The organism is Legionella sp. (assembly GCF_965140895.1).
Taxonomy (GTDB): domain Bacteria; phylum Pseudomonadota; class Gammaproteobacteria; order Legionellales; family Legionellaceae; genus Legionella.
Genome location: NZ_CBCSKT010000128.1, coordinates 1 through 24,162 on the forward strand (window position 1 = coordinate 1; position 24,162 = coordinate 24,162).

The window sequence follows — 24,162 nt, forward strand, 5'->3', positions numbered from 1 at the left end:
TTGACCAGGGAAATCGGAATTTTGATGGATATTATTAACCTGCGCCATTTACTAGCGGGTTATTAGCCCTGTCTACACCTGCTCAACCTAAGCAAGAACAATCCTATTTCAACTCACTCTCTAGTTATTTATTTGCGCGTACTAAAAATGAAAAGAAACAGGAAGCTCCACTTACACCAGAATATCCACCAATGTAAAAATGAGTCCTTTTTGTAATAATTGAGAAATATCTTACAAAAATTTAATCATTTTACATAATGCATTTTTAATCTGCGTGTTCTAGACTTATAGGGTAAGAAGAGACAATGGATGTCGGCACAGGGAGTATCAACGCCTCAGGGATGCGAGGTGGCGCCACAAGGACGTGGCATATTTTTCCCCTCCTTATTACAAAGAATCCCCCATCACTATCAGTTTGAAAAAATAGATAGAAATACCCAAATTTAAATACCATATAAAAGATATTTTTTTACATCTTGGGGATTAACGCCAGGTAATTCAAGAGCGCCCTCGATGTGTTCGGAAGGCGGCTCATCCATGTGCCATTTATTCGAAAGTCGGGACTCGCATTTTTTAATCACGTTCTTAAAGTGAGTTCCAAACTTAAGAGACCATTGATGCACTGCCTCATAACTTACTTCGATACCACGATACACTAAGCGCTCTGAGACGTCTCGATAGCTGTCATTAAATCAGCGATAACTCCACACCGCAATACTGATGAGCTCTAAAGGGTAACGGTATCTTTTCGGCTTCTGTTCCAACATTCGGTTCTTCCTCTAAATAAACCACACTATAGTACAAAAGTTTAGTTGACGGTGCCAAAAAAGACCCAAAAACAGTTTTTTCCGATTGGGCTTAGATCATCTTAGATGATTTGCCAACCAATTCTAAAATTGACATCAAAATACTCGGACTGAATTTATTTTAATCAATAGAGACTGTCTTCTAAAAAATTGTCCTGTGCAAAGGTTGCTTGCCCCTCCTCTATAAGCAGTTAATATTTCCTTAATATGAACTTGTTACTCTGACTGCATCTTATTATAAGGATTAAGCAATGGTTCAAAATACACTTTTTAATTACATCAGCTATTCTTCCAATTTCGATCGTAACAACAATACAAAAGAATCCTCCTTTGAACTTAAAAGCAATACAAAAGGGGCTGCTTATTATCTCAAGCAGCTTAAGAAAGATACGATTAAAATTTGTGGCTTCACTCTGCTAGAACATCATATCAGTGTGTATGAAAAAGAAAATAATTTCTTATTTGGCCAACACCATTATACCGCTTTATTTGAAGATGAAACGGGTATTAATTACAAATTACATGTTTATTTTGACGCTAATGATAGCCTGACAGCCGACCCTGTTTTTTCAATCTATAACAAGCAAACCCAAAAATATGACCTCATTGATGCAGCAGTGCCTTATGATGATTTTACCTTGTTGGCGCAATCTTATATTGAACCTATCATGAGTGAATTAAGAGAGAAACAAAATCAAACCATTCAATTGCTGGAGCAAAAATATAAACGGCTAGAAAAAAATGCATGTACCATATCAGAAAAACCAGAAGATAATCGCACTAAATTTCTTGTCTCTTTAACAAAGATCCAGGAAGTTTTGGCCAATATTATTCCTTTGGTAAAGCATAATCATTATGAACAGATTTATCAGTTCATTAGCAATCTGAAAAAAAATGTGGAACAAAGCCCGAATACTCCCTCCTCTGAACTGATGAATAAGCCCAAAGAAAATAGCGTAAACTCAGCTAAAAACACACATAATAAACATACCCTTTTTCAAAAGAGCAGTACCAAGGCAAAAAAATCTCAAAAAGATATTTTATCTTTTGCTTTTGATAAGGAATTTTCTGGTATATCCAAGATTTTTTCTAGCCTTAATGACGATAATGGTGAAGATAAGAGCAAGATACTTGCAGAGCTCTATGCACAAACGAATGGACTCTTAATAAGTTCTGAAATTGAAACTGTAGATTTTTCTGCTTTAAAAAAACTAAAAAGTCTCAATGGACAAATTCAAAAAGCAGGGGAAGAACAGCTTCGCACAGCATTAAAAAATGGCAATTTTTCTTCGGCTCAACAATTGTCTGCTTTTCACTATATCCTGACAGGAAATTATCTCAATGAGGCATTACAAACCCGAAATCATGCCCTACTGAACTTTCTTCTCAGCACAGGCAACTTTAATATTAATAACCAGCCTTTGAATATCAACACTATCCGTTACCCTTCAGCAGTTCATTACTGTTTTAGCTGTGACAGTAAGAAGAAGCCTATGGCTGAATGTTTGGACATTTTGATAAAAAACGGTGCCTCTCTTCATGTTGTGGTAGGTGAACCGCATGTACCACTAGCACATATTTTGCTTTCCACTGCCGATCATCCTTTAATGAAAGCGTTAGATAGCAATAGAGTGTTAACACTGAATTCAATTTCTTTCTACAAACGATTAATGAGAGATTTGGAGCATTATCGCAAGATAAATCAACTTGATGAGAGTCAAAGCCAACAACTCGATAAATGGTTCATAAATTACGCTGAAGCGATAAAAAAAATTGAACTGATGCCCGATTGTTCGAAACCCATAGGGAAAATTCTGGATGAGAAACAAGTAGCCTACAATGAAAAAATTGCTGGTACACACGTTGGTCAATTTATAAAACAACTGCAAACTGACCCAGAAATAAAGTTACTTAGCTCTACTTTTTTAAGTAGCTTTAATGATTATATAAACACATTGGCTCATAGCCAAAAAACACAAGTTGCGTTAAGCGGAATGAAGATACTCGAGAATATGGAGAAGGCTCTGCTGGCAGCTTGCAATACTGAATTACTTACTTTCGAAATGGTGAGACGTGCTAGTATTACTTATTTGAAAGATTCTATTAATATGGTTGAAAATAGACGTCTTTTATCGGATCTACAGGAGCATCTTCGGGTACAAAGGCCTGGTCGTGCTCAGAAAAAAATGGCAACTCAACAAAATGAGCTGATTCATAAACTTCAAAATTATACAAACACCTATCATCAACCTGCTCTCTTTAATGACGTATCATATACTGCAGCATTACAAACCGTGGGGCAGGCGATTAAAGGACTGCAGGAACTGGTGCAGAGTATGAACAAAGTGGTGGAACAAGCGAACGCGCTACACCAAAGAATAAGCGACAGACAACATGCTGAGTTATTAACAGATGGATCTGACGCTCCGGTAGCTATTGATACAATACCAATAGGAACCTTATTGGATACAACAGAATGGGAAATAGCAATAAAGAATTTAACTACTACCAGTAATTTATTTACTATGTTTCAGTCCCCGAAAGAAGGTAATCGCAGTGAACGTAACGAAGATAGTGATGATGAAAAATTTCCTGAAGTTAACAACTTTATGTAGACGCTAGACTGTAACAAACACCGTAACCTGAGTACTTACTGTTAGCTGGCCTAAGGCTCAGGGGCGGTGGCCTATAGCACAAAAATAATGACATTTGCTCCCCAATTGTTGGCACACTACTTATGGCAATGGTAATGAGTAGTCAAGCGCAGTAATTCGGTTTTCGATAAACCACAAGATACTTAATATTGGCAAAATAATGCGTTCTGCTGCTGCGTTTATTCTAAATACTCCATAGACACAAAATGAATTAATATTGACCATCAATGGGATTTTGTTATACTTCCGACTTCTAAAATATCCACACCAGAAGACTTATGAACTATCATGATGAATTTAGTGCATTAACCAAAAAAGGAATTCTACCTGACAGTGAATACTTTTCTCCTCAACGATTTACCACTCATTTTACTGGTAGTGGTGAGTTTTGGTCTCACGTCACTTTATCATGTGGGCTCACTCTAGTGAATGGTTTAGCAACGTGCTATTACACCGCTCGAGCGGTGTGGGCAGTAATGCGTGTAGTAGGTAACTTATTAATTTTAAAACCTCGTTATATGGCTGAGGCACTTGATGATGTTGCTAGTAATATTACTCTTGGCCTTTGTGCGGCAGTGATGGCACCAATCCATGCATTAACTTATTCAGTTGAACTACTGACGCGACTCATTGCCTCATGGTTTGTTGGTGAAGAACCTCGTGAAAATTTAAGCAACCGCGGATTAATCGACAAATTTTCTAAAGAAGTTAATAAGCACCCAACGACACTTCCCTCAGCAGCTTATTTCAAAAGCACCAAATTTTTCGCCCCCTATGAAGAGGCAGTAGATCTCATCGGCCAGTTTTTTGCTCCAGCAGGGATTGCGTTTCAAAGCGGTTTTAGTTCGTTAGTACAAGCAGCTAGGGCCATTGCTGCAGCAATTAATTTAATTACCAATATAGCCATATGCAAACCAAGACATGCTCTGGAAGATACCCGTAATCTAAGCGTTCGCTTTAGCCTATCTTTGAGCCTGGCGATTATGACTCCAATCAATGCCCTGGCTGAGGGTTTAGCCTTTTTTAGTCGACTATTATCTACTTGGGTTGATGCCTGTGGTAATGATGAAAAGCAAGAGAAAGGTCATCAACAAAAGCCATAGCTTATTATTAATCTGGGCTTATCTGTAGCTGGGCTGCTGCAAGGGCCAAGCTACTATTTTTGACCGTGCTTACATTACTCTTTGGGTGGGGTAGGGGATGTTTTAAATGGATTAAATGAACTATCTTCTGGGCCAGTCATTTCACTCATCTGAGGAGATTCCATCGCCATACGCAGTGTTCTATCCGAAATAGCAGAATTAAACTGTTTTAAGCCACTGATTAAATCATTCTGCTGTTGACTTCCAAACCCACTTTGTTGAATATCATTCTGGATTTGTGACTTGATGTTATTCGCACTTCCTTCATAAAGAGTACCAGAACCTGCGGAAAACATATAATTATCCAGAGCGTTAAAATTCACATCTCCTTCTATGCCATGGGACATCCCCATGCCCCCACAACAAAATTGCGAGCAATTTTTCGCCTCTTGAGCATAAAATTCTTTTTTCTGTTTTTCGAAAAACGATAAAACTGGCGGAAATGCATTTAAAAATAGGTTTCGCTCACTATTAGGTGCTTCATCCTTTAAATAAACATCCTTATAACGGTCAATAAAAGGAGAATTCTGTATTCCAGGAACTAAGTTTTGAAAAAAAATTAGCGGTTGATCATCCAATTTATTTAGGCTCATTTTTTTTCCTGCTTGGAATCAATTACTATTGAGTATAGCTCAAAACATTAATTACCTACTTCAAGCTATATGAGCTATTTTGTCCAGGGTCTTTATTATCTCCGGTTGTTAGTAAGGGCGCTAAAAATCCGTACTGATACAAACCTGATTTTAGGTGTAATGGCTGATGCTCGATGATTTACCCGTGACATGAGCTTAAAATAAGTTGCCCCTTAGTATTTCAGTTACAAGAATAATCTTATTTTTAATTAGTAATCAGCACATGCTTTAATTCCTTAATTCCAACCGCGTTATAAATGGAGATCTTTTTAATTAGTATTGAACGAGCGCCCATAATCTCCTTATAAAAACCAGTCATCGCCCACCAAGCGCGTATCTTGCACCGACATATCTGCTTGTTTTATTCGCTCTAGGCTTATGGGCTTATCAAAAAAACCATTTCCCTGTCTTGATGTTGCCCGCCCTTTTTGCTCAAATAACAAACAAACCACATATTCTAAGTTTAGAACCATTTTGTATATCTCTGCAAATCGCCCCAACGCATAGAACGTGTAAGGCATTCTAATTTGGCCTGAAGTTTATCCCACCCTATCTGACTCATCACATTGACGTAGGTTTTGACTAGGCAATAGCTACCGGTGAAGGATTGCTGCAACGAAATGTCCAAGCTCCTTTTGACGTCAGGATTAGTGGTTAGAGCCTGTATTAATTCCTTCATAATTCCCTCTATAAATAGTTTGAATTTGATGTAGGTTAAAGCGAGGTTCAGATTGTAAAACACTTCCTATAAATCGAACAGCTCCCTCAAAATTACCCCCACTATAAACAAGTAAAATTATGCTATAGAATGCGCGCACGAGAGTTTTAAGGTAGATTAACGTGACTTATCGTCCAGATATTGATGGATTAAGAGCAATTGCGATTCTGTTTGTTTTATTGTTCCATAGCGGCCTTAAATTAGTTCCATCAGGTTTTATTGGAGTTGATATATTTTTTGTCATTTCAGGCTTTTTAATTACCAGTATTCTGCACAATTCTTTGCAAAAAAATCGTTTTTCATTCATCGAATTTTATAGCCGAAGACTATGGCGATTACAGCCCGTATTTATTTGTTTAATTCTTGCCACCATCTGCGCCACCTATCTTTTTTATTTACCTGAAGATTTTATAAATTATTTCAAAAGTGCTCGTAAGACCACGCTTTTTACTTCCAATGCCTTTTTTGAAAAGGCAACCAAAGGGTATTTTTCAGCTAAAGCGAATGAATTACCTTTATTACATACTTGGTCATTATCCATAGAATGGCAATGCTATTTGATCCTGCCCATTATCATGTACGCATTACATCGTATTTTTGCCCCACGACAACTTAGCAAGATCATCTACGCACTCACTCTATGCTTTTTGGTACTTGCTTTATATTATTCAGCAAAGGAACCCACCAAAACCTATTACTACTTATCCAGCCGGATCTTTGAATTTTTAATCGGCTCATGCGTTGCCTTTGGCTCAAATCGGATTTCCTTAAATAAATATGTTTCAGAATTGCTCTATGTCGCAGCACTTTTGGTGATATTTTATATAGCAACACGCAGTAACCTTAGCTGGGGCTTTCCTAATAGTTATGCTTTTATTTTATGCGCAGCAGTAAGTACCCTTATCGCTGCAGGTAAAAATAACTCACAATCCCTGCTTACCCGATTACTTTCAATAAAACCTTTAGTATTTATCGGTTTAATTTCTTATTCTTTATATATCTGGCATTGGCCTGTATTTGTATTAATGCACTACTTAGAGATTGCCGAAACCCCCTCCGCTTTAGTGTTCGCCTTTAGCTTGATTTTTATTATTTCCTTTTTATCCTGGAAGTTTATTGAGAAGCCGGCCCAAAAGTTTAACACACTTAAATTCGGTTACAGTCTGATGCTTTTATTCATAACGCCTCTTGCACTAATTCATCTGGGTAGCTCTTTAGTCAAACATCATGAAGGCTATCCTCAGCGTTTTGAAGAAACAGCTCGAATCGCAAGCCAACTTAAACGTTACAATAATGCCCAAAGACCATTATGTCTTGGCGAAAAAAATGTGGCAATCAATGCCAATTGTGTACTTGGCGCACACACCGCCAACAGTAAAACCGGCTTTTTGTTTGGGGATTCTCATGCAAATCATTTCTGGGGATTTATAGATACACTAGCCCAAAAAGCCAATATCTCTATAATATCCCATGCAACTTCAGCTTGTCTTTCATTACCTGGAATACGTCAATATGATTGGAATGCCCAGGATTACACCGCCTGCTATGAGCAAACTCAACGTTACTATTCGATGATCAGGAAAAATCATTACGATTTCGTGCTCCTAGGCCAAAATTGGGATGGCTATTTAGGCAAACGGTTAATTCCTAGTGAATCTGCCGCAATGGTAAAAAAACGTATTGAACAGGCGTTAGATGAAGCGCTGCAAATTATTATTGATTCGGGGGCAAAGCCAGTTTTAATTAAATCCATTGTAACCAATAATTCATATCATTGTTTTCTGCATCACCTAAAAACACGTACAAACTACGACCCGAAGCAATGTGAGTTTGATATCAATTCGAAGAAGTCGCAGTGGCAGGAGGAACTCTTTGCGAGGATGCAAAATAAATATGCTCAGTTAATCATTATCGACCCCGTAAAAGTACAATGCCCGAATGGCCGGTGTGGCGCGGAGATAAATGGCATGCCCTTGCTCCGTGATAGCGGGCATCTAAGCGATTACGCTTCTTATCATTTGGCAAACAGCTATTTAAAACATTATAGCAATCCTTTGACTGCATAAATCCCCCTTTAAAACTACGTCATCCTTGCTGAGTTGAGGATGACGTGTCGAGATGAAGTCTTGTTGCAACCCCATTAATGCTCTAAAACAAACCAAAAGAATCAAAAAACAATCTTCACTGTAAAAAAAAGAAGGAATTATGGCCAAACTAACCCATTTAGACTTATATAAATTAGGTACTTTACTTGGTTACCAACTATCAGATACTGGCACAAGCCATTCTCGCGGAGATCGAAGAGGAGAAAAAACCGCCCTTGTACATCGCTTGTGATGTATGGATATTATAACATTGTCCGAAAACTGGTAGACCACAAAGATATTCTTGTCGACCAAGGCAACGCTAAAGGTGTAACTCCATTGTGTGCAGCATCTTCCCTAGGACTTATTGATATCGTTTGGACCTTATTACAAAAAGCAGATATTAACCGGGCTTCGCTTGCTGGGAATCCCCCCCTTACACCATGCTTGCGTATCACCAGCATCAGCACATAATTAAGCTCTTGCTTGTTTAATTTATGGTATATACTTGATATAGATAAATTTTTTATTATTTTTTCTACACACGGATAAATATAGAGATTGAGAATGAAATGGACCATTTTAGCATTAACGATTTTATCGCTTCAGGGATGTTGTCTTCGCTCTGAAATTATATGTAGGGAACGAGCCTCTGCTACGGTAGTTGAACCGCTAATAAGGTATCCATATAGAAGCCCCGTTGATATAACGACGACTACAATTGATTTTTATTAAGCGTAGCCTGTTTTGCGCAACAGGCTACTTTCCATCATTACCAGGAAGTTCTGAGATTTGATGCCTCATTTTCTTCGTATGCGTCTTCCTCTTCATCTGTTTCATCAAATCCCATATCCTTAATCAACGAAGCACCGTCAGGACCGTTTATATGTTCTTTATAGGATTCAAGCGCTTTAATCTCTTGCGGAATTGCTTGTTCATAAAACGCTAATAGAGTACTTTGCTCTTCGATAAAACCGGTCATAAAACTCAGTGGTCTCAGTACTTCAAAAAAGGAATGATGCCCTAAAGCAACCGTTGCTGAAGCGATTAATAATCCTAAGAGCTTATATTCTTCGGGAGAAAAAAGGCACAATGGACTCATAGCACTTACTATCTTACCAATAGAACCAGAGGCGCCACTGATAACCGGCAAATAACGATCGCGAAGCCAATCAGCCATCTCACTATCTTCTTTGGGTGCATAAATTTGTTTACTCGGGTAATTTGCAAACTTTAAATAATTTACAAGCTTCTCAGGCACAGCCGTCTTCATACTTTCGGATAAAATCCCTAGATTAAAACTTGGCTTGGCTTGAGCATTTTCCACGTCAGTACATCCCCTCTCAGCATCTGAAAACAAATGATCTGGACGCATTTTCTCCAAGATTAGTTTCTGAGACTGAACAGGATCATTGCTAAATAAGCCATAATGTGCCAACGCATTAAGAGGCTTTAGAGAATTTACTGGTTGTAATGGAGGATAATGTAACCCCTTCATGCTCATGGTGAGTTCTGTGAAAAACTTTAAAAATGTATCCCATACAAGCACTGAATTTGATTCTTTCAGCGCCTGCAAATCAGTAATCGTCGGATAGTCTTGCATTACTGCGCTTAGCGACATAAACAGTCTTCGTTCAAAGTCCTTATTCTCTTCATTAGCCAGGATCAAGGCATCAAGTCCAGTGTATATTTTATCAAAAAGTGCATCAAAAACTTCCGGATGCTCAAGAAAATACTTCGCTAAGAAACTTTCAAAAATACAAACGTCAATAATGTTATTTTTGTCATCAAAGGTCACAACAAGCCCCCAAAAAATATAAAACAAAACCATAGTGTACTTTATTTTTTCATCAAAGCCTACAGTTTTTAACCACTTTTATGGCTAGGGCCGTACCGCTTTAACTAATTAAGAAAAAGAGTACAAAAATCAGACTCAAAATAATCACTAAAGGATTCAACTTTTGTCGGGTTAACAGCTTCAAAACACTATAAAGAATAATTCCACCACCAATACCATTGGCAATCGATGAAGTAAAAGGAATCATCATGATTGTAGTCATGCCTGGAGCAGTTTCACTGATATCAGTTAATTTCATATCAGTTAAATGTTTCATCATGCAACAAGCCACATAAAGTAATGCCGGCCCTACCGCATAAGCAGGAATCATTTTTGCCAACGGAAAGAAAAACAGCATGAGAAGAAATCCTAGAGCAATCACTAAAGACGTTAGCCCAGAACGCCCTCCTGCTTCAATACCCGTTGCCGATTCAATATAAGGAGAGGTACTCGCTGAGCCTAAAAGCCCGGCTAAGGTTGAAGCTGCGGCATCAGCGGTTAAGGTATAACTAATGCGACGAGTGTAATCCTCTTTGTGTTTAAAAATGGTGGGATTAAGTAAACCAATTAAGGTTCCAGTCGCATCAAAAATAGCAATTAAGAAAAAAGTGAACATAGCTTTTAAAGCAACCGCAGTCGTCATCCCAGAAAAATTTAATTTTAAGAAGGTCGGTTCGATTGAAGGAGGTACATCGAACACACCTTGCCATTGGGTCATTCCCAATACCAAGCTTAAAATGCTTATACTGAGTATGCCGATAATAATCGCCCCGGCAATACGATAATAATCCAACACGAGAATGATGAGAAAACCCAAAAAAAACAAGCCTATTTCCGGCTTACGAATATCGCCTAAGCGCATCAAGTTATGTGCATCATCTACAATAATATGATTGGATTGAAGGGCAATTAAAGCAATTAGTAAACTGATACCAATCAAAATTGCTATTTGCAAATTATAGGGAATTGCTTCAATTAATAAGCGCCGAATCCCGGTTAAGGTCACGACAAAAAACAATACCCCAGAAATAAACACCATAGCCAGGGCATGTTGCCAGTCAATCCCCATTCCCTGAACCACACTGTAGGAAAAATAAATATTTAAGGCCATCCCCGGAGCGATACCAATCGGCGTGTTGGCGATAATGCCCGTTAAGGCGCAAGCAAATGCAGTCACCAAACAAGTCGCAGTAAACACCGCTCCTTGATCCATACCCGCATCATGCAAAATCGTTGGGTTTACAAAGACTATATAAACCATGGTTAAAAAGGTCGTAATACCGGCCAGAATTTCTTGTCTTAGGGTTGTTCCGTTAAGAAAATAGGATTTTAAATAGTTCATGACGAAGATGGATGGAAGTAAAAACCAATCCTACACAAAGCCTGGGAATACAGCAACCATTCATTTAGGTTGCATAAAATTATTAAGTCTGGATACCGCGGTAATTCGTGAGCTACTGCCCCCTTCAAGCCACTTCTCCACTAAAGTAGCAACCCCTACTGCCCCACAAATAGCAAACATCACGGGTGCTAGAAAGACAAAATCAACCCGAGTAAATTCAAAAATGATAATAGTTGCCGTTAAAGGCATTTTCTGAGCTGCGGCAAGGAAAGCCGCAGCGCCAATCACCGCATAAGCAGCTAATGGAGCACCAGGCCAAATGAAATTCCAAATACCGCCTAAAAACACGCCCAATAATGCACCATTAGCCAGGGAAGGAGTTAAAAGCCCACCCCAGGCACCAGAACGCAAGCTACTCCACACAATGAAACTTCTTAGTATTAAGAGCAACGCACTCATACCTATTGATAACAACTGGCTAAATTCCAACTGAGCGGCACTCTTCCCATTCCCTAGCAAGGAAGGAAAATAAATAGCCAGAAAACCAATCATGATGAAATTTGCCAAACAAATAAAAAACATAGGCCATCCATGAAATGCCTTAGTTCGCTGCCTATTTGCAATATCAATAAACCAAAAAGCAAAAAAACCTAAAATAGGGCCAACGACTACAGACCAAATCGCGAGTGACGCGCTAATCGAGGTTAACTCAGGAATATGATACGTAGCTTCTTGCCCCAATCCCCACCAAGACACCACTGTAGCAAGAGCAGAAGTAACAAATGCCGGCAGCAAAATAGACCAATGGAAATTAAACAGCAGAACTTCCATTACAAAAACTGCACCGCCCAGCGGTAGATTATAAACTGCCGCTAAACCTGCGCCTGCACCGCAAGCAAGCATAACTTTCGTTTCATCCAAAGTGAGGCCTGCCTTGTGAGAAAGCCAGGTAGCAAACACCGCGGAAGCTTCTCGCGGAGCAACCTCACGCCCTAAAGGAGAGCCTAATGCGATCGTAATGATCTGTATAAGTGCATGGCATGTCGTAGTTAACGGAGGCATTATTTTGCCCGTTTTGATGGCTTGGGTGATACTAACTAAGGGCTTACCAAAACGCTGGATAATTAACCATCCCCCTCCGGCGACTAAACCACAAGTCCCTAAAACCCAAAGTCTACGTGTTGGGCTAGAGGCGCTCACCCCCTCTAAAAAACTATCCGGGCTAATGATGTGTAAGGGACTATAACCATAAGCAATATGTTGTAAATAATGGAGTAATAACGCCAGTAACATTCCTATTAAACCAGAACCAATACCTACACCAATGGTTACTAAAATTAGAACGCCTACTGATGTCTTGGAATTTGCGCATTGTTCTTCTAATAACTCCATTTATTGCTAGTCCTTTTTGGGGCGTTTTTATTTAATGCATCATTAAAATTAATCAAAATATAAAGCTGGGTCAAGAAAAATGGTAATGCCCTAAGAAAGTGCGGACTTTTTTTAACCATAAAACCCGTAGTACAAAAAAGAATTTTTTCAAGCTGTTTTTTCATTTTTTTTTTTGTTATCATGCGCAGGAAATCTTCTTAATCCATACACAATACCTGTGTATAACTTTCAAATTATTCCAATCTTCTTATTTAAGTGAAAATCAAAAAAAACCTTTAGCCCTGTATTTATATGACCTTGTGTACCCATTATTCCTGAAAAATTATCCACAAAATCTGTGGATAAGTCTGTTAATATGCGCGGGAAAGATTGGTGAAAAGACTTAAGCGTTCATCCCCCCCCTCTGAAACAGAGGCTAACAATAACAATCGCTCGTTCGCAACTCATCAGCTCGATCTGATTCATTTTACAAACAACAATTTATAAGCTACATAATTAATTACCATAAGGACTACTATAAAAATATAATCATGAAAAAATGGATTGGCTTGTTCTCTCTCGTTGTAATTGTGCTCGTTGCTTATTACGTTATGGGGGCTATGGCAAAAACCACGTTCACCCAAAATATCGATTCATTTCCTAAATCATCCGTAATAAACCTGCATTTGGATCAATACCAACAAGGCTGGTTTTCATCTAAAGCCCGATTAGATGTAAAAATACATATACCTGCCCAAAAAATTACAGATCAAAGTGGCGTTGTAAAAATGGATACGCCTCTTGATATGGATATAAGCATTCCCCTCAGCATCAAACATGGACCATTCATTAAGACAGATAATGGCTTCCGTTTTGGTATTGCTGAAATAGCAACACGTCCAGAGACCCACTATAAAGCCTTAATCAATTATTTAAGGGAAACTGTAATTAAATATTCCCTCCCCTCTTTAAATTTCAAAGGTACTGATGGCACGGCAGATGGAGCCGTGCAAATCAATTGGGAAGGTTTAACGACAGAACTGGGTGTTTCATCAAATCTTGACAAGATTAATGCCAATTTTGACATATATGGCCTCAGTGGCTCTGCCAGCCATATTGATTTTAACTTTGGAAAATTAGAGCATGATGTACAGCTATGGCGTCATCAGGAATGGTTATGGCTAGGCCAATCTCATTTAGGCCTCGCTTCAGCGACAATTAATGCACCAGACTCTCAGAATTTTAAACTGCAAGGGTTTGACCTACGATTTAAGTCAGATGTGACTGATAATAAAATGGGGATTGATTGTAAATTATCGCTAGAAAAACTCATGGTCGATAATCAAAACTATGGCCCTGGTGTTTTTACACTCAGTATTAAAAATTTAGAGCCTAATGTAATGGCCAAACTCAATCAGCAAGAAGCCAATATGGTTGAGAATAATGTGGATCCTAATCTTGCGATGCTGGCTATAGCTACCGAATTACCCAAGCTATTGTCGAAGGGGCCGGTTATTGAGCTCTCTGAGATGAATTTAACTTTACCTGAAGGCCAAATTAACGGTAACTTTAAAATATGGTTACCTGAGAATGAAGCGAAGGACTCATCTCAGGCAATGCAAAAAGTACGTGGTGAAGGCCATTTTAAAGCACCTATTCACTTAGTTAAGTCCTTAGTGACTTCCTCCATTAAGAGTGAGCTGGTGAAGAAAGCACAGCAGCAGCAACCTGCACCAATAACAAATCCAATAGCAGCCTTCCCTGCCCCTGCTACCGAAAATCCTGAGACAGAAGCACAAAAGCAGGCTGAACAGTTACTTGCTGATTTGACTAACAAAGGGTTTTTAAAGGTAGATGGCGATAATTACATGGTTGATTTTACACTGGAAAATCAAAAAATACAGCTTAATGGAAAACCTTTGAATATCTGAAATTAACTCCGTCAATTGCGAACTCAGCGAAAACTGAGTTCGCAATTATCTGCGATTAAGAACCAATATCAAGCACTATACGCCCATTAATCTTCCCTTGTTTCAATTGTTCAAATACAGTATTTATGTGCTCTAATTTTTCAGTCATTACGGTTGCTTTAACTTTCCCTTCCGCGGCAAAAGCAAGCGATTCTTGTAAGTCAAGGCGAGTACCAACAATAGAACCTCTTAGTGTGATTCCTTCCAAGACCATATCAAAGATGGATACCGGGAAAAAACCTGGGGGTAAGCCATTAAGTACAACCGTACCGCCACGTCGAAGCATCCCTTGCGCCTGTTCAAACGCTTTTATGGAAACAGCCGTAACTAATACTCCGTGAGCACCGCCAATTTCTTTTTTCAGAAAAGATACCGGATCAACGTTAAGCGCATTAACCGTGAGTGATGCACCTAATTGTTTCGCCAAGGCTAATTTTTTATCATCAATATCCACTGCAACTACATTTAATCCCATCGCTTTAGCATATTGAACAGCCATATGACCAAGCCCACCTATTCCAGAAATAACAACCCAGTTTCCTGGTTTGGTATCTGTCATTTTCAAACCTTTATATACCGTCACTCCAGCACATAAAATCGGGGCAATTTCAATAGAATCAACATTATCAGGGATATGACCTACAAAATTAGGATTAGCAATAATATATTCAGCAAAGCTGCCATTAACCGAATACCCAGTATTAAATTGGCTTTCACACAATGTTTCCCAGCCACCTAAACAATAGGAACAATGTCCACAACTGCTGTAAAGCCAGGGTACTCCAACCCGATCTCCTTCTTTAACATTAGTGACACCGGCACCAACGGCAGAAACGAAACCAACGCCTTCATGCCCTGGTATAAAAGGTAGTGTTGGTTTTATTGGCCAATCTCCTTCCGCAGCATGTAAATCCGTATGGCAAACACCAGATGCGACGACTTTTATCTGAATTTGTCCCGCTTGGGGTTCAGGAATAGGTACTTCTTCAATAACGAGGGGTTTTTGAAACTCCTTGACGACGGCGGCCTTCATTAATTTTGTTGTCATGAATATCATCCTTATTGATTGAGGGGGGAAAAGTCTCGTTAATGCGTCGTATTTAGACTCTTCCATGCCAATTATTTAAATTAATATTAAGGTAAGAATAGACCAAAAATTGTACTTTGGCTCTTGATGTAAGAGCCGTTTAAAGAAAACCTTGTTAGTGAGCCATGGAACTCTCTTAACAAGCAATCATTTTAAGACAATATGGATCGTTTTGCCAAACTCATAGGAGCAAGAAAATCTATTACTATTAGGTACCGCCTCACTGTTTATGATAAAGCTTAAGAACCAGCCTATTTTTAAATTCATTAAAATCCAGTTAATATAAGGTTTCTTTAAAAATCATAAGAAAGGATTCCCAATGAGTGATTTTTTTCAAACACCCCCTAGCTTAAACAATCAATACGATGATGATTTAGTTCTCAAAAACTACCTTGAGTGGAAACTTCCGGCAACCATGCTTAGTGAAATTCAACCTGAATTACAGCGTTTAGGTCAACGAGTTATTGAAGAGATCTACCAGTTAGGACAAGAAGCGGAAGCTTATCCGCCCAAGCATGTTGCTTATGATCCTTGGGGAAAACGAATTGATCATATTGAATCACTGGTGCATTCCATCTGGTTTTCCATGCGATTGAATTGCTCGGTAAAGATGAACTAGGAACGGCTACAGAACGTGAGCGCTCCCTATTAAGACGTTTAACCCCTCTTGCTAAACTGTACACAGCCAAACAAGCTTATGGGATTCAAGCATCACAAAGACTCAATGATCAAAAAATAGATCAAAAAGATCCGGTTGTTAATATTTTGTTAATTTTTACTTCATACAATAACGCCGATTTTAACGCGAATGTAGAGGTTTATTATGCCTGGCGCTCCTACCACAACTGCAAATACTGACGAACAAAAAAAAAAATTGCCACAATCTGGCTCGTCTCCAATAAAAGTAACTCCTGCTGTCTGGCATACAAGTAACGTTTTAACCGTTGCAGGAGCAACTAATATTGCCATCCTTGGTGTACAAAGCCCAATAAAAACCCTACTGGCACGCATGGCAGCCCAGGCTCCGATAATACCACCAATGTCCGGCGGTACCTTTGGCCTTTTTAGAGTGCTCTATGCAGGAACAAAAACTAGTATTTACGGCTCTGCAGCGCGTACTACTTATGTTACTACCACTAAAAATAACAGACCCACTGAGAGTTTAGTCGGAGAATCTGTTATACGAGAAGAAGTGGCCCGTGAAGAACCGCTCAGGCCAACACAAAAAAGCCCATTCAGCTACACAATGCACGCAGCTTTTTGGGATCTTGCAATAACACAAATACCTGATTCATTAGCACAAATGAAAAAAACCCCCAATCTTTTGCCTACTAATTTTAAATGGTATACCCCGCATAATACCCGGACACTTTTATTAAATGGCTTTTCAACACGGTATATTTCCGGAATTATTAATTTCACCGCCATGTTGCAATTTGAAACCTGGATGGCAAATCAATTAAACATGCAGAATTCGACATCGAAGCATGCGACTGCTGGAGCAATTAGTGGTGCGTTTGGTGCTTTAGCAGCATACCCGTTTGCCTCACTTAAAGATTTAACTTTAGCGCGAACAAAGATTTCTCCGAGCGGGCAATTAATTAATGAGACAACGTATAATGTGGTAAAAAGCCTTTACAGTGATTTTTATCAAAACCCCAAACAAGCCGCTAAAACGTTTATTGCTTATTCAGGGAAGCAAATCCCATTAAGAATGGCACTGTCAGCGGTGATCTTCTCGCTTATTGCGGGTGTTGGCGAAAAACTCGGCCCCTACCCGTTAGCTAAGGTAGTTCCACAGGAATATCAACCAGATGCAGAGGCAGTAAATTCATATAACTTCTTCGCAAGCAAGGAGAAAACCAAAGACCCAAGGAAAGCCCCCGAGTCATCCCCAACGCAAGCACCTAAGTAATTTTAGATTCCGACATCCCGCGGCTTGACAGCGGTAATTCGGTCTTAAGCCATATTTACGTACAAATAGAAAAAAGAGTGATTTTTATCGCGTTAAAGATAGAATATAAACCTTATCAATAAAGGAAAATGATTATGTTAAGTCTATTTTGTAAGGCCGCAATCAATACAGGAGTGGTGGTAGCCTCAACAACAATCGCCCAGATTACCTATTCTATTTCCTGTAACGTGCAAAATAGATATCTTCTATGGCAATGCGCTTTACCTACAGATTCAGAATCCAATACCCCTGAAAAAGAACAAAAAGACGTCAATATACTTACATCTAACTAATTTATTTTTAAAATAAAAACATCAAAAACGGTGCTTGAACTCTTTAATAATTCCCCCTATGATGACCTTCGTAATTTAACTCATCAGGGAATTTTTTATGAAAAAAATATTAGGATTTATCTTATTAGCATGTTGCGCACCATTTGCTCAGGCAGCGGATCAATTAAAAATCGGCGTGGTCAATGTTACTGAATTGTATGGCAAATCAGCATTCATCCAAAACACCAGCAAAGCCCTTCAAGAAGACGTAAAAGGTATGGAAGAAAAATTACAGGCTCAAAAGGCCAAGATACAGACGTTAATGAGTTCTTATGAAGAAACCAGCAATGACAAAAAGAAATCTGTAGCTCAAGAAATTACTGCAGCACAAACGCAATTAAATAAAATGAGCCAAGCGTACCAGAAAAAAATTCAAGAAGAGCAAGCAGCTGGACTCAAAAAATTCACTGACTTGGTAAAATCAACCGTTGATAAAATTGCTAAAGAAAAACAACTTAACGCGGTGTTAAATTCTAACTCAGTAGTTTTTTCTGATAATTCATTGATTGATATTACTAATGATGTTGAAGCCGCTATGCCTAAAGAATAGTTGTTTGTGGTTTGGGCCAAAGGGCCCAAACATTGGGAATTTCAACTAAAGTCACCGCCCCCCCCTTCCGCTAAAAAGCGCCGCACCGCAAGCAAATCAGCATACGTTTTTTTCTTATCGACAGGCCTTCTCAACAAGTATGCAGGATGATAGCTAACCATAAACGGTATCTTCTTATAATAATGAATCCGGTTACGTAATTGGTTTAACGGCACAGGTTTATTAAGTAAAAACTGGCCGGCAAAACGCCCCAAAGCCAAAATAAGATCAGGCTGGATAAGTTCGATTTGCTGCTCCAAATAAGTACTGCATTGCATGATTTCTTCTAATTTAGGATCGCGATTATTCGGAGGACGGCATTTCAAAACATTGGCAATATAAAAATCATTCTCAAACAAATTCACACTGCGCATCATCTGGTTCAATAAACCACCGGCTTTTCCAACAAAGGGTCTACCTTGCTGATCCTCATAAAAACCAGGGGCCTCTCCAATAATCATCAGTTGCGCTTGCGGGCTACCACGAAAAAAGACGGTTTGCTTACGGGTCTGATGCAGAGGACAACGAGTGCATCCAGCAACCTCGTTTGCTAACGCAGATAAAAAAGCATCACACGAAGGCTCTGCATGGGTTTGAATATCAGACATGAAACACTCGTAATATCACAATAACACGGTGATACACTATAAGAAAAAAAGTCACCATGCAAGATTTATCGGCAGGTCAAAAAATAAGCATCTATCTCAGAGCACAGCCTAAACAAGACTGGGTAAAACGCATTAGGGCTTAAGTAGCCCGGCAGAAAAATTTATTTTATACTGCGTGCAAGCAAAACAGCGGAACATAATCCATGGCCTTAGAAAAACAAATCAATCCACATTCAGCGGATACCGCCTTAAGCGATGGTCGTTTAAGGCAAGCTCAATTAAAAATGCTAGCCATGCTGGAAGTTATCGATGCCATTTGTCTCAAGCATGGTCTGGATTATTGGCTTGATGCCGGCACACTTTTAGGTGCTGTCCGTCACCAAGGATTTATCCCTTGGGATGATGATATGGACATCGCGATGCCTCGAGCAAGCTATGAAGAATTCTTACGCATCGCCCCACAAGAACTTCCCGCTCACATCTGGCTGCAAACCATCCATACCGATCCAGGCTATTTTAATATGGCAACCCCATTAAAAATTAGAGATCGTGCCAGCCGTTATATTGAAAAACATGAGCACGGTAATGAACCCTATGTACAAGGGATTTTTATCGATGTATTTGTTTACGACCGTATGCCTGAAGATCAAAAGCAACGTAAGCGTTATAAATTTTTAGCAAAAAAAATCTCACGCGTTCTGAGCACTAAATATGGTGCAGTTAGTATTGGCCACCATGCAGGGGTTTATAAAGCGCTAGGGAAGCTTCTTCCTAAGTCCATGTTGGAATCGAGCTTGAACAACATCATTCAAAAAGCAAACAATAGCGACAGCCCGTATTTGGGACGTGGTTATAATTGTGTAGGAAAAAACTGCTTAAAACACGAAGACATTTACCCTTTAAAACGAGCCATATTTGAAACGGGTAGTTTTAATATTCCCAATAATGCGCCAGAACTATTAACCCAGCAATTTGGCGACTACCTCAGCCTGCCTCCAGAAAATCAGCGGGTCATGCGCCATTGTAAGGAATTGGTTCCGGACCTGGTTTATTAAATCGGGGCATTAATAAAGCCTTAATAATTTCTTGCTAAAATAATGACAATAAAGTCATAAAAGAGAACACAATATGAACCTGAACGAATTGTTAGGGAACTATCTAAAATCCTCCGATAAATTAAGTTCTACGAATTACATTTCAACACAGAAGATAAAAGATGTTGAAATTTCTAATAGCATAGTTGAATTTATAGCAAAATTTAACAATCATGAGTTGATAGGTGAAAAAGAGTTTCATGCTTTTTCAAAACAGTTGTCAACACTTGATAAAAGAGTGAAAGACTGCATAATTCATCTACTTTCCACTATAAGCACTGATAACTATATAGAGAATAAAAAAGAAATTGAAAACACGGCTACTAGTATTGATAGTAATTTAAAACAAGGTCGAGAAATACCTCAAAGCTCAGGAGCGAATGCGAAGCAATACATTGGCTTATTAAATTGTAATCAACTCTTTACTCATCACGTTTCGATATATGAGGCAAATACTTTCTTCTCATATCCGGGAATTATGCCTTCTCAACTAAATCAGATTGTCACGGAGATACCCTTTGCAATTAATGCACTGAGATTGGTTGGCAAGTTACCTACGACTGATAATTTCCATGGATACAATTTAAGTAAACCCTTTTATCCTTTAACATTAAGGGTTATTAAAGATGAAAAATTCCCGTTAAAAAAAGGAATTAAAGACAGTGATGGCTATTACCCATACAAAATGGTAAGTAAAATCGCTCAGGGTGATACGGGTGACAATACTTTTGTCGCTACGAATGGTAAAAAAATACTTTTTGTTCGTGGAGTAGAACGTTATTCTCCTGACGCGGTTTTAGCGTCCAAAATCGCTACTTTAGTAAGCCCCACCCATTTCTCTTCAGAACGTTTATTAGATAATCACCTGGCTGCTTCACGAGGGATTTCTGGTTATGCAGTATCCGTAATAGATGGCAGTATTCGTAGTGATAGAAAAAGATATATAGAAGAAGAGATGAGGATATTCCCTGGCTCAGGTATTATTGACGAAGTGACCAACTTTGTTAAGGAAACTGACGCAAACATTGAAAATTTCGGGTTGTCTTCTACAGATATTTATCAAGGACATCTAACTAAAATTGATTTTGATCACTGTGATGTTATTTCCAACGTTTCAAAAGAAAAGTATGACCAGGATATATTAACCGGGCCTAGAAGAGGAATTTATCACGCAGCTTCTCATATACAGGACGATTCTGATTATATAAAAGAAAAATTATTTGCCCGACTAAAACTTTCAATGCTTCCTAATGCATTACTTAGTTCTCTTGCCGACAAGGCTTTTGCGCCGGATAATGCTCAATCAAGAAAAAAGGCAGTTGATGAATGTACGAATCGAAGTAGTATTGCATTAGAATTATTTTTTGAACATCCTCAAGCTAAAGCTTTTCTTAGCCAAGATCCCTCGATTTTTAATCAATGCTTCCATCAAATCGCAAAATACATATCAACACATTTTTCGGAAGAGGACCAAGAGTCATTACAGAACGATTTAAGAAAGAAAGTTGAGATTATTCAGAGCAATGTTAAAAGCAAATTAGGTATAAAGTTAACGCTGACAGATTACGTAAAACCTGAAACAGCAGAGCATCAGATAGTGGAAGAAGACGTTGATTCTGAACATTCTACAGGGATGGAGCAAAGCACTGAGTCTGAAGTTACAAACTCTAAAAGTACATTTTTATCACGTAATTGGCTAAAGTTGTCAGGTATAGCCTTGCTCACCTTAATTGGAGTCGGAGTTGGATTAGCACTAACTGCCACAGGCATTTTGGCACCCTTAGGTGTTGGATTAGTTGGGCTTACAGTTGCAGCAGCAGTTGGTTTTGGAGTGGGACTCGCTGTTGGGGGGGCTACCTTGGGCGCAAAAGTAGTCTATGATGAACATCAATATCAGGCATCCAATACGGTTGAAGGCACAGATAATGAAGATACTCCCATACATTCCTCAGACGTTCATAACTTGATTCAACAAGTTATGGTTATTAGCCAACAACTGAATAAAAGGACGACTAAAGCGGAAGATGGGCTTGCGCAGATCCATAAAAAATCCAACATCAAACCTGAAGATCCTGAGCATGGTTTATCAAGTAAATTTGAAATCAAATAGGAAATAGAAATGAGTCATCTAAATTTTTTTAAGGATTTTAAAAAAACTGTTGAGTCGCTTGAAAATCAAGCCGAAACTGAACATCTTGTTCAGTTTCGGCAAATTATTGCGCAATTATATGCTGAGCTAGATAGATATAAGGCTTTGATAAATAATAGCTTTGATTTATTATGGGACAAAAGGAATAAATACAATCAACTACTAGCGGATAGTATTAATTCCTCCCCTCTAACTACCGAACAATATAAGCACGTTAATAAGCAATTTAAACGGCTTGACTGTGATATTCATGCTTTAAGCGAATTCATTAAACAAGTAAATCCAGAAGTAACTATTGTTAATTATGAAAAGAGGCTAAGCGCTCTCAATGAGCAAATTAATGCAAAGTCATTACACTATAAAAATAATCCAATATAGGCGGTTACTGGATTTAACAGCCGGAGGTATCCTCAGTTTTTTAAACAGAAGGTGACATGCTAAGTAGTGCCGAACGTCTTTATGAGGTATACCAGAAATGGGGGCTGATTGAAGAGTTCCATAAATCAACCAAGCAAAACGCAAACTTAACCAAGTCTCCCACTAGATAAGTTGTAAGCGACTATCCCATTCCGAAGAGTTTAATGCCCTATAAAAGAACTCCCTCACACTTATTCATGCCCAAGGCATCCCTGGTTTGTTCAAAACCAAACCAAGATATTTCTTGCGAATTAATTATTTTTTTATTAATAAACAAAGTGGCTAATTCTAAAACACCTCATCTATACTCAAAATGTGAGCCATCACAATGTGATCCGCCAAGGATGCAATATAAGGCTACAGAAAAAGGAGTTTGTTATGAAATTTAATTACTTAATTGCCGCGCTTATTTTGGTGCCGCTTTTCGCATTTAGCCAACCGAATGATAATCCTCAAATCATGTCACTAACCCCAACCCCTGCAAAAGATACCCAAACAATGAGTTACTCTAATGAATCGGCCGCCCCAAGTCAGCTGAAGTTACTAACTCGCAGCATCGATTATCCAACACAGATTATTCGTATGGAAAGTGAGATAAAGGACCAACAAATAACCTGCAATGAAGTTCATAACCAAATCAATAAACTCTTGGTTAACAATATAGCCAATGAGCACTTTATCCATGCTATTTATATAAGCTGTCATTATGATCCGCAAACATTTCTCGCCACTCAATTCATCATTAATAGTTATTTTGATCCTGTAAGTGATGAGGCCATCGCCTATTTAGAAAACTACCTCCATGAATATAATGGCTCTAACCTATTTGGCAGCCAATTCAAAGTTGAATCTGCTAAGGGACTTATTATTTCTTTAAGCTTTGCTGCAGGAATGAAAAAAAATCCAATTAAACCACCATTTACTGAATACCGACGCGATCGCAGTAATTTCTATTTCAAAAGCAATTATGAAATGAAAAACAAATTGTTTACCGATGTGTATGAAAACTTTTACTCAAATAATGCAGATAAAGTTCTTCCCTTCCTCGATAAATGGTTATTTGCCAATGCAGGTTCTTTGTACAAAGGTATCTTACGAGATTCGAACTATGCTGAATTGCAACCTGAACGCGTTTTTCTTATGGATAATGGTGAAACCATATTTGTTTCTGGATTAAAACAATACTTTACGAATCACTGCGAAAAATATGATAACCATCGATGCTTGCAACCCAATCCCAAACAGTAAAACCCATGGCCTTTGGTCGTTAGATAAAGAAAAAATTGATGCTCTTTGACCCACTCCCATTTCCACCGCCCAACAACGTCGGTGGAAATGAAAATGAAACAAACAAGAAGAACATTGAGGATACACAC

22 protein-coding genes and 1 pseudogene are annotated in these 24,162 nt (G+C 38.6%); 15 read left to right on the forward strand and 8 right to left on the reverse strand.

The genetic code is table 11. From position 1 onward, the window contains the following. Window positions 1–443: 443 nt before the first annotated feature. Window positions 444–656, reverse strand: coding sequence for a hypothetical protein (locus ACQY7T_RS12505; protein WP_428413844.1), 213 nt, complete (start codon window positions 654–656; stop codon window positions 444–446). Between the two features lie 401 nt (window positions 657–1,057). On the opposite strand from ACQY7T_RS12505, the gene ACQY7T_RS12510 reads away from it, so the two are divergent. Further along, a complete protein-coding gene (locus ACQY7T_RS12510) occupies window positions 1,058–3,421 on the forward strand; it encodes a hypothetical protein (RefSeq protein ID WP_428413845.1) in 2,364 nt (787 codons plus the stop codon). 317 nt (window positions 3,422–3,738) lie between these two features. Beyond that, window positions 3,739–4,563, forward strand: a complete 825-nt coding sequence (locus tag ACQY7T_RS12515) for a lpg0518 family Dot/Icm T4SS effector (protein ID WP_428413846.1) — start codon at window positions 3,739–3,741, stop codon at window positions 4,561–4,563. 74 nt (window positions 4,564–4,637) lie between these two features. Here the strand turns inward: ACQY7T_RS12515 and ACQY7T_RS12520 are convergent, their stop codons facing one another. Beyond that, entirely contained in the window at window positions 4,638–5,195 is a 558-nt protein-coding gene (locus ACQY7T_RS12520; protein WP_428413847.1) for a hypothetical protein, read from the reverse strand. Window positions 5,196–5,536: 341 nt separating this feature from the next. After that, window positions 5,537–5,707: a hypothetical protein gene (locus tag ACQY7T_RS12525; protein WP_428413849.1), complete on the reverse strand. Its 171-nt coding sequence runs from the start codon at window positions 5,705–5,707 to the stop codon at window positions 5,537–5,539. Window positions 5,708–6,074: 367 nt separating this feature from the next. Between ACQY7T_RS12525 and ACQY7T_RS12530 the strand changes: the two genes are divergently transcribed. Together ACQY7T_RS12530 and ACQY7T_RS12535 are read left to right on the forward strand one after the other, a co-directional pair. Further along, a complete protein-coding gene (locus tag ACQY7T_RS12530; RefSeq protein WP_428413850.1) occupies window positions 6,075–8,018 on the forward strand; it encodes an acyltransferase family protein in 1,944 nt (647 codons plus the stop codon). A 198-nt stretch (window positions 8,019–8,216) separates the two neighbouring features. Next, entirely contained in the window at window positions 8,217–8,510 is a 294-nt protein-coding gene (locus tag ACQY7T_RS12535) for an ankyrin repeat domain-containing protein (RefSeq protein ID WP_428413884.1), read from the forward strand. 298 nt (window positions 8,511–8,808) lie between these two features. Here the strand turns inward: ACQY7T_RS12535 and ACQY7T_RS12540 are convergent, their stop codons facing one another. The 3 genes from ACQY7T_RS12540 to ACQY7T_RS12550 all read right to left on the reverse strand — a co-directional run bounded on the left by ACQY7T_RS12540 (window position 8,809) and on the right by ACQY7T_RS12550 (window position 12,607). Further along, a complete protein-coding gene (locus ACQY7T_RS12540) occupies window positions 8,809–9,834 on the reverse strand; it encodes a hypothetical protein (RefSeq protein WP_428413851.1) in 1,026 nt (341 codons plus the stop codon). Between the two features lie 100 nt (window positions 9,835–9,934). Beyond that, entirely contained in the window at window positions 9,935–11,215 is a 1,281-nt protein-coding gene (locus tag ACQY7T_RS12545) for an NCS2 family permease (RefSeq protein WP_428413852.1), read from the reverse strand. 60 nt (window positions 11,216–11,275) lie between these two features. Next, entirely contained in the window at window positions 11,276–12,607 is a 1,332-nt protein-coding gene (locus ACQY7T_RS12550) for a chloride channel protein (protein ID WP_428413853.1), read from the reverse strand. A 530-nt stretch (window positions 12,608–13,137) separates the two neighbouring features. Here ACQY7T_RS12550 and ACQY7T_RS12555 point away from each other — a divergent pair. Next, a complete protein-coding gene (locus ACQY7T_RS12555; protein WP_428413854.1) occupies window positions 13,138–14,517 on the forward strand; it encodes a YdgA family protein in 1,380 nt (459 codons plus the stop codon). A gap of 55 nt (window positions 14,518–14,572) precedes the next feature. Here the strand turns inward: ACQY7T_RS12555 and adhP are convergent, their stop codons facing one another. After that, window positions 14,573–15,604 (reverse strand): alcohol dehydrogenase AdhP, encoded by a 1,032-nt coding sequence (gene adhP, locus ACQY7T_RS12560; protein WP_428413855.1) that lies wholly within the window; start codon window positions 15,602–15,604, stop codon window positions 14,573–14,575. 358 nt (window positions 15,605–15,962) lie between these two features. On the opposite strand from adhP, the gene ACQY7T_RS12565 reads away from it, so the two are divergent. The 5 genes from ACQY7T_RS12565 (at window position 15,963) to ACQY7T_RS12585 (ending at window position 18,479) form a co-directional block, all read left to right on the forward strand. Next, window positions 15,963–16,262, forward strand: a complete 300-nt coding sequence (locus ACQY7T_RS12565) for a hypothetical protein (RefSeq protein WP_428413856.1) — start codon at window positions 15,963–15,965, stop codon at window positions 16,260–16,262. Next, window positions 16,241–16,501: a hypothetical protein gene (locus ACQY7T_RS12570; RefSeq protein ID WP_428413857.1), complete on the forward strand. Its 261-nt coding sequence runs from the start codon at window positions 16,241–16,243 to the stop codon at window positions 16,499–16,501. The genes ACQY7T_RS12565 and ACQY7T_RS12570 overlap by 22 nt, the downstream gene beginning before the upstream one ends. Further along, window positions 16,467–17,558 (forward strand): hypothetical protein, encoded by a 1,092-nt coding sequence (locus ACQY7T_RS12575; RefSeq protein ID WP_428413858.1) that lies wholly within the window; start codon window positions 16,467–16,469, stop codon window positions 17,556–17,558. Before ACQY7T_RS12570 ends, ACQY7T_RS12575 begins: the two co-directional genes overlap by 35 nt. A 134-nt stretch (window positions 17,559–17,692) precedes the next feature. Next, a complete protein-coding gene (locus tag ACQY7T_RS12580) occupies window positions 17,693–17,890 on the forward strand; it encodes a hypothetical protein (protein WP_428413859.1) in 198 nt (65 codons plus the stop codon). Window positions 17,891–17,987: 97 nt separating this feature from the next. Next, entirely contained in the window at window positions 17,988–18,479 is a 492-nt protein-coding gene (locus ACQY7T_RS12585; RefSeq protein ID WP_428413860.1) for an OmpH family outer membrane protein, read from the forward strand. Window positions 18,480–18,520: 41 nt separating this feature from the next. Here ACQY7T_RS12585 and ACQY7T_RS12590 read toward each other — a convergent pair whose 3' ends face one another. Next, window positions 18,521–19,126, reverse strand: a complete 606-nt coding sequence (locus tag ACQY7T_RS12590) for a uracil-DNA glycosylase (protein WP_428413861.1) — start codon at window positions 19,124–19,126, stop codon at window positions 18,521–18,523. Between the two features lie 203 nt (window positions 19,127–19,329). On the opposite strand from ACQY7T_RS12590, the gene ACQY7T_RS12595 reads away from it, so the two are divergent. From ACQY7T_RS12595 to ACQY7T_RS12615, 5 genes and pseudogenes are all read left to right on the forward strand, one after another. Beyond that, on the forward strand, window positions 19,330–20,181 hold the full coding sequence (locus tag ACQY7T_RS12595) for a LicD family protein (RefSeq protein ID WP_428413862.1): 852 nt from the start codon (window positions 19,330–19,332) through the stop codon (window positions 20,179–20,181). A 73-nt stretch (window positions 20,182–20,254) separates the two neighbouring features. Continuing rightward, window positions 20,255–22,330, forward strand: coding sequence for a hypothetical protein (locus ACQY7T_RS12600; protein WP_428413863.1), 2,076 nt, complete (start codon window positions 20,255–20,257; stop codon window positions 22,328–22,330). A 9-nt stretch (window positions 22,331–22,339) separates the two neighbouring features. After that, window positions 22,340–22,747 (forward strand): hypothetical protein, encoded by a 408-nt coding sequence (locus ACQY7T_RS12605; RefSeq protein ID WP_428413864.1) that lies wholly within the window; start codon window positions 22,340–22,342, stop codon window positions 22,745–22,747. Between the two features lie 53 nt (window positions 22,748–22,800). Further along, window positions 22,801–22,914, forward strand: a pseudogene (locus ACQY7T_RS12610) (IS701 family transposase); the annotation flags it as partial. A gap of 250 nt (window positions 22,915–23,164) precedes the next feature. Continuing rightward, window positions 23,165–24,034, forward strand: a complete 870-nt coding sequence (locus ACQY7T_RS12615; RefSeq protein WP_428413865.1) for an Lpg0189 family type II secretion system effector — start codon at window positions 23,165–23,167, stop codon at window positions 24,032–24,034. Window positions 24,035–24,162 lie beyond the last annotated feature (128 nt).